Raw genomic sequence first — 16067 nt, 5'->3', positions numbered from 1 at the left:
CGTCTGTCCACGCCGGGTGGACAGTCCCGCCACCCGGCGCGGTTCCAGCAGAGTGGCCCCGGGCGGGTGCCCGGGGCCACTCGTGGTGCTGAGAGTCCGTCAGAACTTGTTCTTCGGGGTCAGGCCCAGGGAGAGGCCCGAGAGGCCGCGCTGGCGGCCGGAGAGCTTGCCGGCGATGGTGCGCAGGGCGGCGCCGGCCGGGGAGTCGGGGTCGGAGAGGACGACCGGGCGGCCGTCGTCGCCGCCCTCGCGCAGGCGGACGTCGATCGGGATGGAGCCGAGGACGGGGACGGTCGCGCCGACGGTGCGGGTGAGGGCCTCGGCGACGGTCTGGCCGCCGCCGGTGCCGAAGACGTCGATCATCTCGTCACAGTGCGGGCAGGGCATGCCCGACATGTTCTCGATGACGCCGACGATCTTCTGGTGGGTCTGCAGCGCGATCGTGCCGGCCCGCTCGGCGACCTCGGCGGCGGCCATCTGCGGGGTGGTGACAATCAGGATCTCGGCGTTCGGGACGAGCTGCGCGACCGAGATCGCGATGTCGCCGGTGCCGGGCGGCAGGTCGAGCAGCAGGACGTCCAGGTCGCCCCAGTACACGTCGGCCAGGAACTGCTGCAGCGCGCGGTGCAGCATCGGGCCCCGCCACACCACCGGGGCGTTGCCCGGGGTGAACATGCCGATCGAGATGACCTTCACGCCGTGCGCCGCCGGCGGCATGATCATGTCCTGCACCTGGGTGGGCCGGCCCTCGACGCCCAGCATGCGGGGCACGCTGTGGCCGTAAATGTCGGCGTCCACCACGGCGACCTTCAGGCCGTCCGCGGCCAGCGCCGCCGCCAGGTTGACCGTCACCGAGGACTTGCCGACGCCGCCCTTGCCGGAGGCGACCGCGTACACCCTGGTCAGAGTGCCCGGCTTGGCGAACGGGATCTCCCGCTCCGGGGCACCGCCGCGCAGCAGCTGGGAGAGCTCGCGGCGCTGCTCCTCGCTCATCACGTCGAGTTCGACGGAGACGGCGGTGACGCCGGGAACGGCGGACACCGCATCGGTGACCCGCTGGGTGATCGTCTCGCGCATCGGACAGCCCGAGACGGTGAGGTACACCGCGACCTTCACCGCACCGCCGTCGCCGATCTCGACGGACTTCACCATGCCGATCTCGGTGATCGGACGGTTGATCTCCGGGTCGTGGACGGTCGCCAGGGCTTCCTGGACGGACTGCTCCGTCACCCCGGCCGCCACCTCTGTCTCGTTGGCCATGTGTTGATGGTACGGCGCTGCGCCCCGCCCCCGACTCGCCGGTAGCGTGCCGCGGGTCACAGCGGCTCGACGGGCTCCCGGCGTTCGTCGATCTCCCTGAGCAGCGACTGGAGTTCGGAGCGGATGAAGTCGCGGGTGGCGACCTCGCCGAGGCCCTGCCGCAGCGCCGCGACCTCGCGGGTCAGGTACTCGGTGTCGGCGATGTTGCGGTCGCTGCGGGCCCGGTCCTGCTCCATGTTGACGCGGTCGCGGTCGTCCTGGCGGTTCTGCGCGAGCAGGATCAGCGGGGCCGCGTACGAGGCCTGGAGCGACAGCATCAGGGTGAGGAAGATGAACGGGTAGTTGTCGAAGCGCACGGTGGGCGGGAGCAGGGTGTTCCACGCCACCCAGGCGATGATCACCACCGTCATCCAGACGATGAACCGGCCGGTGCCCAGGAACCGGGCGATCCGCTCGGAGAGCTTGCCGAAAGCCTCCGCGTCCCATTCGGGCAGGCGGATCAGGCCCGGGCGGCCGGTGCGCGGCTGGTCGAGCCGGGAGCGGGAGCCCGGGGCCTGGCCGGGGCGCTCCTCGCGGCGGACCCGCTGCTCGCGGGCCCGCAGTTCGCGCAGCTGGCGCAGCTCCCGCAGCTCGCCCTGGATCCGCTGGCCCGGTGAGTCGTGCTGACGCTTGCGGTCACTGTCCATCGGGCACCTCCGCGGTGGGGATGTGCACCGAGCCCTCGCGCCAGTCGTCCGGCAGCAGGTGGTCCAGTACGTCGTCCACGGTGACCGCGCCCAGCAGGTGGTCGTCCTCGTCGACCACGGGCGCCGCCACCAGGTTGTAGGTGGCCAGGTAGGAGGTGATCAGCTGGAGCGGGGTGTTCGGCGGCAGCGGGTCGAGGTCGTCGTCCACCATCGAGCCGACCAGCGTGTACGGGGGTTCGCGCAGCAGCCGCTGGAAGTGCACGGTGCCCAGGTAGGTGCCGGTCGGGGTCTCGTTCGGCGGGCGGCACACGTACACCTGCGCGGCCAGCGCCGGCTTGGTGTCGTAGACCCGCACCCGGGCGAGCGCCTCGGCGACCGAGGCGTCGGGTTCCAGGACGATCGGCTCGGTGGTCATCAGGCCGCCCGCGGTGTCCTCCTCGTAGGAGAGCAGCCGGCGCATCTCCGCCGCCTCGGCGGGTTCCATCAGGCGCAGCAGCCGCTCGGCGTCCTCGGTGGGCAGCTCGGAGAGCAGGTCGGCGGCGTCGTCCGGGTCCATGGTCTCCAGGATGTCGGCGGCCCGTTCCTCCTTGAGCTTGCCGATGATCTCCACCTGGTCGTCCTCGGGGAGCTCCTCCAGGACGTCCGCCAGACGGTCGTCGTCGAGAGCGGCCGCGACCTCCGCGCGACGCTTCGCCGACAGGTGGTGCATGACGTTCGCCAGGTCGGCCGGGCGCAACTGCTCGAAGGTGGCGAGCAGGTTGGCCGCACCCTGACCCTCCTCGGCGAGCGAGAAGCCGGTGACGGCGGACCAGTCGAGCAGCAACTGCTCGCCCTTGGCCTTGCGCAGCCGGGAAGGCCTTCCGACCTGGACGAAGACCTTGTCGATCTCCCACTCGCGCAGGCGGGTCTGCACCATCGCGACGTCCAGCACGGTCACCTCGTCGGCGGTCTTGGTACGGGTGACGGTGCGGTCGAGCAGCTCGGCGAGAACCAGGGTCTCCGACGGGCGCTGCTCGAAGCGACGCATGTTCAGCAGCCCGGTGGAGAGCACCTGGCCGGACTCCAGGCTGGTCACCCGGGTCATCGGCAGGAAGATCCGGCGGCGGCCGATCACCTCCACCACCAGCCCGAGAACCCTGGGCGGGCTGCCACCGAGACGCAACGAGACCACGACGTCGCGGACCCGACCCACCTGGTCGCCGTTCGGGTCGAACACCGCGACCCCGGAGAGGTGAGAGATGAACACCCGGCTGCCTGGCCCCGCCATACGACTCCCTCCCCGGGGGGAAACGGACACAACCCCCCAAATCTATCGAGGGTCGCGCCAGGTGGCAGGTCAATGGGGTGCCGCGAGCTTTCCGGCGGGCGCCTTCCGCCTCGCGGCCCTGCCTTCGCGCCAGTCTGCGCGGACGCGGAGGGGCGTGCTGCGGGGGCGCGTCGGGCGGCAGGTCAATGGGGTGCCGCGAGCCTTCTGACGGGTGCCTTCCGCTTTGCGCTGTCCCCCAGCCCTGGCGGGCCGGGAGGTACCCCCACGCGCCCCTGTCTTTGCTTCAGCTCTTGTGCTTCTTCTTGAAGAGGAGCTTCGGGAGGCCGGCCGGGATCGGCTTGCGGGTGGTGGCCGGGGTGGGGATGGGGGTGGCGGTGAGGGCGTCGGCGGGGTGGGGGGCGAGGGGGCCGGTGGGCTCCAGGCGGAGGATGCGGCACTCGCGGGCCCAGCGGTCGCCGATGGTGTCGGTGTCGGGGGCGTTGAGGCGCTTGCCCTTGAGTTCCTCGACGGCGCCGTCCCAGGCGGGGGTGCCGGGGGCGACCGCGGTGACGGTGGCGGGGAAGGTGACCAGTCGGCCGCCCTTGTCCTTGCTGCGCAGCGTGAGGGTGGCGGTGGCGTCGGCGGTGAGGCCGTGCAGGGGCTGTTCGGCGCCGTCGCCGACGACGATCACGGCGCCGTCGTACCAGGCGTGCCAGAGCGGACGGGCGTGCGGCTGCCCGGCGGGCTGCACCCAGAGCAGGCCGGACTTCTTGGCGGACTCCTCCACCAGGGCCCGGTCGAGGAAATCTGCCGGGCTCGCGGTCGTCGTACGCTCCATGCCGCACAGCGTACGGCCTGGCCGTCCGGGGACGGGTCCATCCCCCGGGACGACAGTGCCATGACGGGCAGACAGACCTTACGGTGTAGCCTGCCCCCCGTTCCGCCGAAGGAGAGCCGTGCCCACCACCATGAACGCCCCCGCCGCGTCCGCGGTGGTCGATCGGCGGCCGGTGCTGCCGCGTACCGACCTGCTGCTGTTGGCGGTGTCGATCGCGGGCATCTCGCTGTCCGCCCCGCTGATCAGTGCGACGGCCGCGCCCGCGCTGGCGATCGCCTTCTGGCGCAACAGCATGTCGGTGGCGGTGCTGGGCCCGTACGCGCTGTGGCGGCACCGGGCCGAGCTGCGCGGGATCTCGCGGCGGGCGTTGCTGCTGGCGATGGGGGCCGGCGTGCTGCTGGCGCTGCACTTCGGGCTGTGGATGCCCAGCCTGCGGATGACGTCGGTGGCGTCCGCGACCGCGCTGGTGACGACCACTCCGCTGTGGACGATCCTGCTGATGCGCCTGTTCGGGGTGCGCGCGCCGCGGCTGGTGTGGTTGGGCGTGGGCCTGGCGTTCGCGGGCGTTCTGGTGCTGACCGGCGTCGATCTGTCGGTCTCGCCGCGGGCGCTGCTCGGGGACGGGCTGGCGCTGGCCGCGGGCGCGGCGGCGGCCGGGTACGTGCTGCTGGGCGCGGAGGTGCGGCGCACGCTGTCGACCACCGCGTACACCCTGGTCTGCTACGCGACCTGTGCGGTGGCGCTGCTGGTGGTGTGTCTGCTGACGGACACCCGGCTGTCGGGCTGGCCGGCCGCTGCGTGGTGGCAGATCGTCCTGCTGATGGTGTCGGCGCAGCTGCTCGGGCACTCGCTGAGCAACCGGGTGGTGCGCACGCTGGGCCCGTCGGTCACCTCGACGGCGATCCTGCTGGAGACCCCGGGCGCGGCGCTGATCGCGGCGGTGTGGCTGGGCCAGTGGCCGCCGGTCGCCGCCTACCCGGCGGTCGGGATGATCCTGCTGGGCCTGGTGCTGGTGGCCCGGGCGGAGCGCCGCTGACGCCCCACCCGAGGCCCCTCACAGCCAGCCGTTGCGGCGGAAGCCCCGGTACATGCCGACGCAGATCAGGGCGATCACGCTGAGCACGGTCGGATAGCCGTACGTCCACTGGAGTTCCGGCATGTGCTCGAAGTTCATGCCGTACACGCCGGTGATCATGGTGGGGACGGCGAAGATCGCCGCCCAGGCGGTGATCTTGCGCATGTCCTCGTTCTGGGCGACCGAGACCTGCGCCAGGTTGGCCTGGAGCAGCGAGTTGAGCAGTTCGTCGAAGCCCTGCACCTGCTCGCTGACCCGGGCCAGGTGGTCGGCGACGTCCCGGAAGTACTTCTGCATCTCCGGGTCGACCAGCCGCGCGACCGGCTCGGACAGTTGCAGCATCGGCCGCAGCAGCGGGGTGACGGCGCGCTTGAACTCCAGTACCTCGCGCTTGAGTTGGTAGACCCGGCCGACATCGGCGCCGCTGCCGCCGCGGTTGGCGAACACGCCGTACTCGATCTCGTCCACGTCGGTCTGCAGGCGTTCGGCGACCAGCAGGTAGTTGTCCACCACGTGGTCGGCGATCGCGTGCAGCACCGCCGCGGGGCCCTCGGCGAGCAGGCCGGTGCCCTCGGCGTCGGCCTCCAGGCGGAGCCGGAGGGCGCGCAGCGAGGAGTGCGCGCCGTGCCGGACGGTGATCACGAAGTCCGGGCCGGCGAACACCATCAGCTCGCCGGTCTCGACCACCTCGCTGGTCGGGGTGAGCTGCTCGTGCTCGATGTAGCGCACGGTCTTGAACACCGCGAACAGCATGTTGTCGTACCGCTCGACCTTGGGACGCTGGTGCGCGTGCACCGCGTCCTCCACCGCCAGCGGGTGCAGGCCGAAGCGCTGCGCGATGCCCTCGAACTCGGCGCCGGTGGGCTCGTGCAGGCCGATCCAGCTGAACGAGCCGGGACCGTTCTGGTGGGCCGCCTTCACCTGTCGGGCGGCCTCGCGCGGGCTGCAGGTCTCGCCGATCCGCTTGCCCTGCTGGTAGACGGCGCAGTCCACCACCGAGGACGGGGTGGTGCCGGGGGGCAGTCCGAGGTCGTCACCGGCCCGGCGGCGGGTCGGACGGACGACGGCGGCGCGCAGGTTGTTGATCATCGACATGGCGCGGACTCCTTGGGCCGGACCGGCGCGCGCCCCGGCAGGGCAGGGCGAACGCGACGGCGGGAAACACCGGTGGACACGCCGGAGCCGATGATGCGTCAGAAAACCGTTGCTGGGCGGGTTTCGACGGCTCGACCCCGGGGAAGGTGCTCTCCCGGCCGGACGCCACGCTGCGTGTGAGCCCAGGTCAGCCGTGCAGGCGGCGGGCCAGGGTGGGCCGGAGAGAGCTGCCGGTACTGCATGGTCGACTGCTGTCCACCGTGACCACCTCCTCCACGCCGGGGCCCACGCGGGGGCCGTCGCGGCCCTGGTTCGTATTCACAAGGCCGACCGCTCACATTAACAGCTCTTCCCCGTGCCGGGCCCCGGAGTTCGGCCTCCGCCGGGTAAAGGTCGCGCCAAAGTCGGCCCGCCGCCGCGCGCGCTAAGGTCGCGGCATGGCGCACGACTTCCCGCTCTTCGGCGACTTCTCCGATCCCGACGCCGGCCCGGGCCACGGCTCCGGCCCGACCCGGCAGACCGTCCTGGCCGCCGTCGAGGCCCGGCTGATCAGCACCTTCGGCGAACCCTCGGGCCGCGCCGCGGTCACCTTCGTCGGCGCGGACCGGATCGAGGTGCTGCGCTTCGGCCCGGACGCCGAGGGCCTGGTCCGCTACGCGACGCTCGGCATGTCCGCCGCCCCGATGGCCGACCCGTCCTCGCCGGTCGCCGACCCGGTGCGCGGCCCGCGCGCCGAACTGGTGCTCACCGTGCGCGGCGGGCGGGACGAGGTGCACCGGGCGCTGGTGGTGTTCGCCGCCAGCCCGCAGGTGGAGGGCCTGGTGGTGGCCCCCGGCGGCTCGCTCGACCTGGGCTCCCCGCTGTGGACCGGCGCCCCGTTCACCTCGGTGCTGGCCGCCGAGCCCGGCGGCCTGGTCGAGGACCTCGAACTCCCGGCCCCCGCCGAGGCGGTGCGCTTCCTGCCGCTGCTGCCGATGACGCCCAACGAGGCCGCGTTCAAGCGCGTCCAGGGCGCGGGCGCGCTGGAGGAGCGCTGGCTGAAGCACAGCACCGACCTGCGCGACCCGAACCGCCGCGGCGTCCCACTGGACTGAGCCCTCGTCGGCCCGTCACTTGGCGTTGTCCGCGATGAAGGCGAACACCCCGTTGGCCACCAGCTGCGCCGCGATCGCCGACAGCAGCAGGCCGGACAGCCGGGTGATCAGGACCACGCCGCCGTCCTTGATCACCCGGATGATCGACAGTGAGAACCGCATGGTCACCCAGAGGATCAGGTGCATGGCCACGATCGCCGACCAGAGCGCCAGGTGCTGCGTCGTGGTACTGGCTCCCTGCACGGCCAGGATGACCGCGACGATCGCCCCGGGCCCGGCCAGCAGTGGGGTGCCCAGTGGGACCAGGGCGACGTTGACGTCCTTGGTCTGGGTGGGTTCCTCGATCCGGCCGGTCAGCAGATCCAGGGCGATCAGCAGCAGCAGGACCCCGCCAGCCACCTGGAGCGCCGGGATCGACACGTGCAGGTAGTCGAGGATCTGGTGCCCGAACAGCCCGAAGACGGTGATCACCCCGAGTGCCACCAGCGTGGCCTGCCAGGCCATCCGGCGCTGCACCTGGGGCGTCCGGCCGGAGGTGAGTGCCAGGAAGATCGGCATGATGCCCGGTGGATCCATGATCACGAACAGTGTGACGAACAGTGAGCCGAAGACCTTGCCGTCGATGGCGTCGTTCATGGCGGGCATTCTGGGCGTTCCGTCGTTCGGGTGCGATGGGACGCGCCGGGGTGTTTCACCCAGTGATGGGCTTGGCTCCGGTCGCCTGTGCCACCAGTGCTTCGTACACCTCTGGGGCGGTGGTGAACTCGCCCAGCCGGACGGTCTTGCGGCTGCCGTGGTAGTCGCTGGAGCCCGTCACCAGAAGTCCCAACTCGCTTGCCAGAGTGCGGAGTCGGGCCCGGGTCGGTTCGTCGTGGTCGGTGTGGTCGATCTCCAGCCCGGCCAGCCCGGCCGCCGCAAGATCGACGATCACCTGGTCCGAAACCGTCCGGCCGCGCTTGTCCGCTCCGGGGTGAGCGAAAACCGGTACGCCCCCCGCCGCCCGCACAAGCCGCACCGCGAGCGCCGGGTCGGTCTCGTGCTTGCGAACGTCCGCCCGCCCGTCGTTGGCCAGCCACTCGGGCGTGAACGCGTCCGAGACGCTCGCCACCACGCCCGCCTCCACCAACGCGGACGCGATGTGCGGACGGCCCACCGAGCCGGCCCCGGCGATCCGCTGCACCTGCTCCCAGCTGATCGGCGCGCCCAGTTCCATGCAGCGCTCCACGATCGCCCGCCCGCGCCGGAACCGGTCGGTGCGCACCAGCTCCCGCTCGGCCGCGAAGGCTGGCTCCGCCGGGTCGAACAGGTACGCCAGCAGGTGCATGCTGATCCCGCCCACCTGGCAGGAGAGTTCGGCACCCGGCACCAGGGTCAGCCCCGTCCCGGCCAGCGCGGCCGTCGCCTCGCCGTACCCCGCCACCGTGTCGTGGTCGGTCAGCGCCACCACGTCCAGGCCCGCGGCCACCGCGTTGGCGACCAGTTCGGCCGGGGAGTCGGTGCCGTCCGAAGCATTGCTGTGGGCGTGCAGATCGATACGCATGCCGCCCAGGATAGGGAGCCGCGCGGGGCGGGGGGAGTGGGTCAGCCGAGCAGGCGGGGGGAGAGCGCCCCGCAGGGCAGCAGGCCGAGTTCGGCCCCCGCGTCGCGCAGGTCCGTCAGCACCAGCTCGTCGTGCATCAACAGCGCTGACTGCTCGGGCCAGGCGATCGCCCACAGCCACAGGCCGCGCGCCTCGCCGACGTACACCGCCCGGTCGTCCGGGGCGCCGGGGACGTGGAACATCGGGGTCGGCCGGCCGGCCGCCATCAGCTTGGCGTCCGCCGGCTTGTACAGCGCCACCGAGTCGCCCGGGTCCGGCCCGTCCAATCCCGCGTAGCGGGCGCCCAGGCCGATGCCCAGCTCCTCGGCCACCAGCACCAGTTCGCCGAACCCGCCGAGCGGGGCCGGCCCCGAGCAGGCGACGGCGGTGGCGCGCGCACCCGACAGATCGTCACCCGCGTGCGCGATCCCGGTGAACAGCCAGCCGACCGGCAGCGGCCAGGGCATCCAGACGGGCACCTGCGAGCGGTTCACGGCGACGTTCAACGCCTCGACACTGGGGGGCAGCACCGGCTGCATCGGGTGCACGGCACCGTGCCGGTCGCACTGCCAGGTGTCGGAGAAGAGGCCGGGGGCGCGGACCCGACCGGCACATCGCGGACAGCTTGGCTCGCCCCTCATAACCGACAACGGTCCTCCCTCCGGACTGCTGCGTCAAGGACGATCACCCGGAAGGAGTCCGCCACGAGCCGCCCCGGCAACGGCCCGGGTCCGGCAGGGTTGATGTCCCGGGCGACCCGGCGCCAAACCCCCGCAGGTCGCGGCCCCCGAACACACTGACGCCCCGTCGTCCCAGGGGTCTCCTGTGGTGACGGGGCGTCAGCCGGGTATCGGAACGTCGGACGGCTCGGCGGCTCGTCCGCGTCCGGTCACACGGCCTTGCACGGCCGGATGTACAGGCGCTCGCCGGTTTGCGCGGCGGTCCTCAGGTACTCGGAGACAGTCGCCGCGTCGGCGATCAGCCGATCGGTCTCCGCTCCGGCGTGATCCAGGCGAAGGATCTCGAAACGCATGGGCCTCTCCCTTCCCGCCCTCGGGCTCCGAGGCGGACTCGGCCGGCGGTAGGCCATCGCGCGATGGCTCGCCGGCACTGGCTGGGTCGGACGTCCGGCAGGTGCAGTCACCTGTCGCTCCCCCCCACTCTCAAGCAGGACTTCTTCAGCGGCACTTACGGTGCGGCAGCCGGAAGGAGGCGACGATGCCCCTGTCTCACTGTGCCGCGACGCTGCTACCTGGCGGTTGCCCGCCGGTAAATCCGTGATTTCGACGGCCGGAGGAGGGTGCGGCCGTCGTAGGTTCTGATTCCGGACTGAGTCAAATATTACCCGAGCTAACGATCCTTGTCGCGCGAAAACCGGAGCCGACTTCTGACTGACCGTCAGAAAGCCTGCTGGTGGCCCGGATTCGCCGGGAAAACGGCGCGCCGCGCGCTACACGTCCTGCGCGGACCAGAACGCGGCGAGGGCCGCGGCCGTCTCGGCCGGGCGCTCCGCGTTCGGCGAGTGCCCCGCGCCGGGCACCACGGTGCGCAGCGCGCCCAGGCGCTCCGCCATCCGCGACTGCTCCTCGACCGGCCAGGCGTAGTCCCGCTCGCCGGACAGCACCAGCGTCCGCAGCCCGACCGCCGCCAACTCGTCCACCCGGTCCGGCGCCGCCACCAGGTGCGCCGCCGCCACCTTCAGCGCCTGCGGCAGGTTCGCCAGCCAGCGACGGTGCAGGAACTCCGCGATCTCCGGATCCAGCGTCGGCACCCGCTCACCGTCCATCTGCCGCATCACCTGCCAGATCGACTCCAGGTCCATCGACTCCAGCGCGTCCAGCAGCAGCCTCGTCCGCGCCGCCTCCGCCGGATCGATCGCCCCCGGACCCGTGGACATCAGCGTCAGCGACTCCCACGGCAGTTCGTCGGACGCCGACAGCACCGCCTCCCGCACCACCTGACCGCCGAACGAATGCCCCAGCAGGTGCAGCGGCTCGCCCCCGGCCCCGAGCTCCGCGGAGAGCGCCCGGACATCCGCACCCAGCGCCTGCACCGTGTACGCCTCCGGGCCGTCCGGGCCGCCCGACTCGTACTGGCCGCGCTGATCCACCGCGACGGTCCGGAACCCGGCCTCGGCCAGCGGCTCCAGCAACGCGATGAAGTCCTCCTTGCTCCCGGTGAACCCCGGCACCAGCAACGCCGTCCCCCGCACCGCCCCCACCGGCTCCCCCCGCAACGCCGCCAGCCCACCGACCCGGACGGCCCGCACACACCCCGGCAGCTTCAAGAACGGCGGCGTACTCATAACTCCATGCCCTCCCGGCAGATCACCCGAAAACCCGGAGCCACCCTACGCAGCACGCATCCGGCTGCCACGGGCGGAGCGGGACGAAACGCCGAGGGCCGTCGGACGGGGCCGGGGCGACGGCCGGATGGGCGGGGCGGCGACGCGCACGGGGCCACTGCTGACGCGGGGTCGGGCGGAGCGGGGCCGAGTGTTGCGCAGCATGGCTCCGGCCCTGCCAGGTGGCGCATCCGCTGTGGATGGCTGCGCGCCCCGTCGGCCACCGAGGTGCGGCTCGGCGGCTGTTGCCCGGGGCGGGGCATGGTGAGCCACCCTGCGCGGCAGGTGTCCGGCAGCCGACGGCGAATCGGGGGGCAGCACGGCGCTGGCCCTGCCAGGCGGCGCGCGGGGCCTGTGCGGGTGGGAATGCCGACGGGGAGGGCTCGACCTGGTGGTGGTCGGGCCCTCCCCGGCGGGTGAGGTGGTGCGGGTTACTGCTCCACGGTCTTGCGGGTCCGGCGCGGGGCCGGGATCTCCTCGGCCGTGGCCTTCTTGGTGGCGCGCTTGCGCGGGGCCGGGGCGGCCTCCTCGGTCACGACCTCGGCGGCGGCGGCCTTCTTGGTTGCCCGCTTACGGGGCGCCGGGGCGGCCTCCTCGGCGGCGACCTCGGCGGTGGCGGCCTTCTTGGTGGCCCGCTTGCGCGGGGCCGGGGCAGCCTCCTCGGTCGCGACCTCGGCGGCGGCAGCCTTCTTGGTCGTCCGCTTGCGCGGCGCCGGGATCTCCTCCGCCGGGGTCTCGACGGCGGCGGCGGCGACCTTCTTGGTGGCCCGCTTGCGCGGCGCCGGGGCAGCCTCCTCGGCGGCGACCTCGGCGGCGGCGGCAGCCTTCTTGGTGGCCCGCTTGCGCGGGGCCGGAGCGGCCTCCTCGGCGACGACCTCGGCGGCGGCAGCCTTCTTGGTCGCGCGCTTACGGGGCGCCGGGGCGGCCTCCTCGGCGACGACCTCGACAGCGGCGACAGCCTTCTTGGTCGCGCGCTTGCGCGGCGCCGGGGCCTCGACCGTCTCCTCGACCACCGGCGCGGCCGCAGCCTTGCGGGTGCGCTTGCGCGGGGTCTCGGCGACCGGCTCCGCGACGACCACCGGGGCCGGGACCTCGACGACGACCTCGGCGACCGTCTCGATCACCGGGGCGGCGGCAGCCTTGCGGGTGCGCTTGCGCGGGGTGCGGGCGGCCGGGGTCTCGGCGACCGGCTCGGCGGGGGCGGCCTCGACGACGACCTCGACCACCGGGGCGGCGGCAGCCTTGCGGGTGCGCTTGCGCGGGGCCCGGACCGCCGGGGTCTCGGCGACCGGCTCCGCGACGACCACCGGCTCCGCGACGACCACCGGGGCGGCGTCGATCACCGGTGCCGGAGCCGTCTCGACCATGGCCGTCTCGACCACGGCCGGGGCGGCGGCAGCGGAGTTGCGGCGGTTGCGGTTGCGGCGGCGCGAGCTGCGGCCCTCGCCCGGGGCGGGCGCGGCGGGCGCGGCGGGATGCTCGGCGGTGGTCACCTCGGGGGCGGCCGGAGCGTTGGTGCCGGTGGCGAGGGAGTTGCCGCCGCGGGTGCGGCGACGCTCGCGGCTGCGGCGGGCCGGACGCTCGGCGGGAGCCGGGGTCTCGGGGGCTGCGCCGCGTCCACCGCGTCCGCCACCGGTGCGGCCGGAGCGCTGGCCGCGGCCGCCGGTCTCGCCGAGGTCCTCGACCTCTTCGGCGGCGAGGCCGGCCCGGGTGCGCTCGGAGCGGGGCAGGATGCCCTTGGTGCCGGGGGCGATGCGGAGCAGCTCGTACAGGTGCGGGGAGGTGGAGTAGGTCTCCTCCGGGTCGTTGAACGGCAGGTCCAGCGCCTTGTTGATGAGCTGCCAGCGCGGGATGTCGTCCCAGTCGACCAGGGTGACGGCGGTGCCGGAGGCGCCGGCCCGGCCGGTGCGGCCGATCCGGTGCAGGTAGGTCTTCTCGTCGTCGGTGCACTGGTAGTTGATGACGTGTGTGACGCCCTCGACGTCGATGCCGCGGGCGGCGACGTCGGTGCAGACCAGGACGTCGACCTTGCCGTTGCGGAAGGCGCGCAGCGCCTGCTCGCGGGCGCCCTGGCCGAGGTCGCCGTGCACCGCGCCGGCCGCGAAGCCGCGCTTGGTGAGCTGGTCGGCGACGTCGGCGGCGGTGCGCTTGGTGCGGCAGAAGATCATCGCGAGGCCGCGGCCGTCGGCCTGCAGGATCCGGGAGACCATCTCGACCTTGTCGAGCGAGTGGGCACGGAAGATGTGCTGCTCGATGTTGGCGACGGTGGTGCCGGTGTCGTCCGGCGCGGCGGCCCGGATGTGGGTGGGCTGGCTCATGTACCGGCGGGCCAGCGAGATGACCTGGCCGGGCATGGTGGCGGAGAAGAGCAGGGTCTGCCGCTTGGCGGGCAGCATGGTGATGATCTTCTCGACGTCGGGCAGGAAGCCGAGGTCGAGCATCTCGTCGGCCTCGTCCAGCACCAGCGCGCGGACCTGGGACAGGTCGAGCTTGCGCTGGCCGGCCAGGTCGAGCAGGCGGCCGGGGGTGCCGACGACGATGTCGACGCCCTTCTTCAGGGCCTCGACCTGCGGTTCGTAGGCGCGGCCGCCGTACACGGCGAGGACGCGGACGTTGCGGACCTTGCCGGCGGTCTGCAGGTCGTTGGTGACCTGGGTGCACAGCTCGCGGGTGGGCACCACGATGAGCGCCTGCGGGCTGTCGGTGAGCTGCTCGGCGGTGGCCCGGCCGGCGGCGACGTCGGCCTTGACCACGACCCGCTCGATCAGCGGGAGGCCGAAGCCGAGGGTCTTGCCGGTGCCGGTCTTGGCCTGGCCGATGACGTCGTGGCCGGTCAGTGCGACCGGCAGGGTCATCTCCTGGATGGGGAAGGGGTGGACGATGCCGACGGCCTCCAGGGCTTCGGCGGTCTCCGGGAGGATTCCGAGTTCCCGGAAGGTCGTCTTGGTGGGTTCGGCGGTGGTGGACAGGGTGCTGCCTCTTCCGTGTGGAGGGGCCGAGTTCGAGCGCGTCCTGCCGTGCCCGCGCTGCCCGGTGAGGGGCGCGTCGGGCGGGCGGCGCGGGGGAGGGCGTCCCGTTGACGGGGGCGTGCGGCCCGGCGCATCGCGGCGCGGTCCGCGGCGGCCCTCGCTCGGCCTGATGCGGTGCCTGGGCCCGAGGCTCGGGCCAGGTCGGAGCCGATCGGGTCTCCGACCGGGCATCCGCGTACGTGAGCGCCGGGTGCGGTGCACCGGGCGGCGGAACGCCACCGGGTACGACTGCGCGGCCTGCCGTTGAACGGACGGGCCGCGCGGGGTTACACCTGGCCTCGCTACCTACCATACAGTCAAGCGACGACTCGAACACGTGACGGCGAATACTCCGACCGGCCGCGCCCGGGTGGCGGGACGGCGGCGGGCGGTCCTCGCACCCGTCGGGACCACTAAGGTCAGGTGCCATGGAGACTCAGGAACCCGGTGACGGGATCACCGACTCGATCGGGCCCTGGACGGCCCGGGCCGCCGACCCGCAGTACCGCGCGGCGGTGCTCGACCTGCTGGGCGCGCTCGCGTACGGCGAGCTGAGCGCCTTCGAGCGGCTCGCCGAGGACGCCAAGTTCGCGCCCGGCATCGCGGAGAAGGCCGCGCTGGCCCGGATGGCCTCCGCCGAGTTCCAGCACTACCAGCTGCTGCACGACCGGCTGGCCGAGGTGGGCGCCGACCCGGTCGCGGTGATGGAGCCGTTCGTCGAGCCGCTGGAGGCCTTCCACCGGATGACCGCCCCGTCCGACTGGCTGGAGGGCCTGGTCAAGGCGTACGTCGGCGACGCCATCGCCACCGACTTCTACCGCGAGGTCGCGGTCCGGCTGGACGACGACACCCGCGACCTGGTGCTGCGGGTGATGGCCGACACCGGGCACGGCGAGTTCGCGGTGGACCGGGTGCGGCAGGCGATCGAGGAGGACCCGCGGGTCGGCGGCCGGCTCGCGCTGTGGGGCCGGCGGCTGATGGGCGAGGCGCTCAGCCAGGCGCAGCGGGTGGTCGCCGAGCGGGACGCGCTGTCGAACCTGCTGGTCGGCGGCGCGCACGTGCGCGGCTTCGACCTGGTCGAGGTCGGCAAGATGTTCAACCGGATCACCGAGGCCCACACCAAGCGGATGGCCGCGCTCGGTCTGGCGTCCTGAGCGGTCGTCAGGCGTGGCGGTGCCGGCCGCCGGGCCGACGGGGCGACAGGTCCGGCCGGGCCGGCACCGACACCAGCAGGACCGCCACCACGGCCGACACCGCCAGCTGCACCGCCGGGGCGTGCCCGTCCATCACGTAGTGGGTGAGCCGCCCGGCCAGCACGGCGGACACCAGGGCGGTGCCGACCGGCAGCGCGCGCGACCCGGGGAACAGCCCGGGCCGGGCCAGCAGGGCACCGAACCCGACGGCGAAGCCGATCAGGACGAACGCGGTCGTCTCCCACACGGCTGCCTCCCGGGGTTGTGCGGCGCTGGAGCACCCACCGCCTACCCGCCCGGGGCCTCCGGTACGCACAGCACGGCGCCCCGTCCCCCCGGGTGGGGGAACGGGCGCCGTGCTGTGCGCTCAGAGCGTGCCGAAACCGACCTTGCGGACGGACGGCTCGCCGATCTCGACGTAAGCGAGGCGGTCCGCCGGGACGATCACCTTGCGGCCGTGCTCGTCGGACAGCGTGAGCAGCTTGGCGCTGCCGTCCAGGGCCTTGGCGACCGCGTCCGCGACCTCTTCGGCAGATTGCGCGCTCTCCAGGACGATCTCCCGGTTCGCGTTCTGCACGCCGATCTTGACCTCCACGGCTTCCGTCCCTCCGGTAGCTGGCCGCGCGCGCTCGAACCGCCGTTCGCGGGC

The 16067-nt window shown here is 73.1% G+C and carries 16 protein-coding genes; 3 read left to right on the top strand and 13 right to left on the bottom strand.

What is annotated here, in order from left to right; genetic code table 11:
• Positions 1–99 precede the first annotated feature (99 nt).
• The 4 genes from ACFV18_RS26900 to ACFV18_RS26885 all read right to left on the bottom strand — a co-directional run bounded on the left by ACFV18_RS26900 (position 100) and on the right by ACFV18_RS26885 (position 4030).
• Entirely contained in the window at positions 100–1260 is a 1161-nt protein-coding gene (locus ACFV18_RS26900) for an Mrp/NBP35 family ATP-binding protein (protein ID WP_380487434.1), read from the bottom strand.
• 56 nt (positions 1261–1316) lie between these two features.
• Positions 1317–1946, bottom strand: a complete 630-nt coding sequence (locus ACFV18_RS26895; RefSeq protein ID WP_380487433.1) for a DUF1003 domain-containing protein — start codon at positions 1944–1946, stop codon at positions 1317–1319.
• Positions 1936–3213, bottom strand: coding sequence for a magnesium transporter MgtE N-terminal domain-containing protein (locus ACFV18_RS26890; protein WP_380487431.1), 1278 nt, complete (start codon positions 3211–3213; stop codon positions 1936–1938). The genes ACFV18_RS26895 and ACFV18_RS26890 overlap by 11 nt, the downstream gene beginning before the upstream one ends.
• Positions 3214–3496: 283 nt before the next feature.
• Complete coding sequence (locus ACFV18_RS26885; RefSeq protein WP_380487428.1) at positions 3497–4030, bottom strand: hypothetical protein; 534 nt, start codon at positions 4028–4030, stop codon at positions 3497–3499.
• 130 nt (positions 4031–4160) lie between these two features.
• Here ACFV18_RS26885 and ACFV18_RS26880 point away from each other — a divergent pair, with 130 nt between their 5' ends.
• The gene (locus tag ACFV18_RS26880) at positions 4161–5066 is read left to right on the top strand and encodes a DMT family transporter (protein ID WP_380487475.1); all 906 of its coding nucleotides are present in this window, start codon (positions 4161–4163) and stop codon (positions 5064–5066) included.
• Positions 5067–5084: 18 nt separating this feature from the next.
• Here ACFV18_RS26880 and ACFV18_RS26875 read toward each other — a convergent pair whose 3' ends face one another.
• Positions 5085–6200: a magnesium and cobalt transport protein CorA gene (locus tag ACFV18_RS26875; protein ID WP_380487426.1), complete on the bottom strand. Its 1116-nt coding sequence runs from the start codon at positions 6198–6200 to the stop codon at positions 5085–5087.
• 437 nt (positions 6201–6637) lie between these two features.
• Here ACFV18_RS26875 and ACFV18_RS26870 point away from each other — a divergent pair, with 437 nt between their 5' ends.
• Positions 6638–7294, top strand: coding sequence for a suppressor of fused domain protein (locus ACFV18_RS26870; RefSeq protein ID WP_380487423.1), 657 nt, complete (start codon positions 6638–6640; stop codon positions 7292–7294).
• Positions 7295–7309: 15 nt separating this feature from the next.
• Here ACFV18_RS26870 and ACFV18_RS26865 read toward each other — a convergent pair whose 3' ends face one another.
• The 6 genes from ACFV18_RS26865 to ACFV18_RS26840 all read right to left on the bottom strand — a co-directional run bounded on the left by ACFV18_RS26865 (position 7310) and on the right by ACFV18_RS26840 (position 14072).
• Positions 7310–7930, bottom strand: coding sequence for a MarC family protein (locus ACFV18_RS26865; RefSeq protein WP_380487422.1), 621 nt, complete (start codon positions 7928–7930; stop codon positions 7310–7312).
• A 55-nt stretch (positions 7931–7985) separates the two neighbouring features.
• Positions 7986–8834 carry a PHP domain-containing protein gene (locus ACFV18_RS26860; protein WP_380487419.1) on the bottom strand — a complete coding sequence of 283 codons (849 nt, stop codon included), beginning with the start codon at positions 8832–8834 and terminating at the stop codon, positions 7986–7988.
• 41 nt (positions 8835–8875) lie between these two features.
• Positions 8876–9514, bottom strand: a complete 639-nt coding sequence (locus tag ACFV18_RS26855; protein WP_380487417.1) for a DUF6758 family protein — start codon at positions 9512–9514, stop codon at positions 8876–8878.
• 248 nt (positions 9515–9762) lie between these two features.
• Entirely contained in the window at positions 9763–9906 is a 144-nt protein-coding gene (locus tag ACFV18_RS26850; protein ID WP_380487414.1) for a hypothetical protein, read from the bottom strand.
• A gap of 417 nt (positions 9907–10323) precedes the next feature.
• Positions 10324–11178, bottom strand: a complete 855-nt coding sequence (locus ACFV18_RS26845; RefSeq protein WP_380487412.1) for an alpha/beta fold hydrolase — start codon at positions 11176–11178, stop codon at positions 10324–10326.
• Between the two features lie 470 nt (positions 11179–11648).
• On the bottom strand, positions 11649–14072 hold the full coding sequence (locus ACFV18_RS26840) for a DEAD/DEAH box helicase (protein WP_380487410.1): 2424 nt from the start codon (positions 14070–14072) through the stop codon (positions 11649–11651).
• 581 nt (positions 14073–14653) lie between these two features.
• Between ACFV18_RS26840 and ACFV18_RS26835 the strand changes: the two genes are divergently transcribed.
• Positions 14654–15379: a ferritin-like fold-containing protein gene (locus ACFV18_RS26835; RefSeq protein ID WP_380487407.1), complete on the top strand. Its 726-nt coding sequence runs from the start codon at positions 14654–14656 to the stop codon at positions 15377–15379.
• 7 nt (positions 15380–15386) lie between these two features.
• On the opposite strand, the gene ACFV18_RS26830 is transcribed toward ACFV18_RS26835, so the two are convergent.
• Positions 15387–15665 carry a hypothetical protein gene (locus ACFV18_RS26830; RefSeq protein ID WP_380487404.1) on the bottom strand — a complete coding sequence of 93 codons (279 nt, stop codon included), beginning with the start codon at positions 15663–15665 and terminating at the stop codon, positions 15387–15389.
• A 120-nt stretch (positions 15666–15785) separates the two neighbouring features.
• Positions 15786–16013, bottom strand: coding sequence for a DUF3107 domain-containing protein (locus tag ACFV18_RS26825; RefSeq protein WP_380487403.1), 228 nt, complete (start codon positions 16011–16013; stop codon positions 15786–15788).
• Between the last annotated feature and the right edge of the window lie 54 nt (positions 16014–16067).

This window comes from Kitasatospora sp. NPDC059673 (genome assembly GCF_042734215.1).
GTDB lineage: Bacteria > Actinomycetota > Actinomycetes > Streptomycetales > Streptomycetaceae > Kitasatospora.
This window is presented reverse-complemented; position numbering and strand designations above follow the sequence as displayed.

Bases quoted from the DNA above. Each gene is read 5' to 3' on its own strand.
- ACFV18_RS26900 (WP_380487434.1), bottom strand. From the start codon at position 1,260: ATGGCCAACGAGACAGAGGTGGCGGCCGGGGTGACGGAGCAGTCCGTC.
- ACFV18_RS26895 (WP_380487433.1), bottom strand. From the start codon at position 1,946: ATGGACAGTGACCGCAAGCGTCAGCACGACTCACCGGGCCAGCGGATC.
- ACFV18_RS26890 (WP_380487431.1), bottom strand. From the start codon at position 3,213: ATGGCGGGGCCAGGCAGCCGGGTGTTCATCTCTCACCTCTCCGGGGTC.
- ACFV18_RS26885 (WP_380487428.1), bottom strand. From the start codon at position 4,030: ATGGAGCGTACGACGACCGCGAGCCCGGCAGATTTCCTCGACCGGGCC.
- ACFV18_RS26880 (WP_380487475.1), top strand. From the start codon at position 4,161: ATGAACGCCCCCGCCGCGTCCGCGGTGGTCGATCGGCGGCCGGTGCTG.
- ACFV18_RS26875 (WP_380487426.1), bottom strand. From the start codon at position 6,200: ATGTCGATGATCAACAACCTGCGCGCCGCCGTCGTCCGTCCGACCCGC.
- ACFV18_RS26870 (WP_380487423.1), top strand. From the start codon at position 6,638: ATGGCGCACGACTTCCCGCTCTTCGGCGACTTCTCCGATCCCGACGCC.
- ACFV18_RS26865 (WP_380487422.1), bottom strand. From the start codon at position 7,930: ATGAACGACGCCATCGACGGCAAGGTCTTCGGCTCACTGTTCGTCACA.
- ACFV18_RS26860 (WP_380487419.1), bottom strand. From the start codon at position 8,834: ATGCGTATCGATCTGCACGCCCACAGCAATGCTTCGGACGGCACCGAC.
- ACFV18_RS26855 (WP_380487417.1), bottom strand. From the start codon at position 9,514: ATGAGGGGCGAGCCAAGCTGTCCGCGATGTGCCGGTCGGGTCCGCGCC.
- ACFV18_RS26850 (WP_380487414.1), bottom strand. From the start codon at position 9,906: ATGCGTTTCGAGATCCTTCGCCTGGATCACGCCGGAGCGGAGACCGAT.
- ACFV18_RS26845 (WP_380487412.1), bottom strand. From the start codon at position 11,178: ATGAGTACGCCGCCGTTCTTGAAGCTGCCGGGGTGTGTGCGGGCCGTC.
- ACFV18_RS26840 (WP_380487410.1), bottom strand. From the start codon at position 14,072: ATGACCCTGCCGGTCGCACTGACCGGCCACGACGTCATCGGCCAGGCC.
- ACFV18_RS26835 (WP_380487407.1), top strand. From the start codon at position 14,654: ATGGAGACTCAGGAACCCGGTGACGGGATCACCGACTCGATCGGGCCC.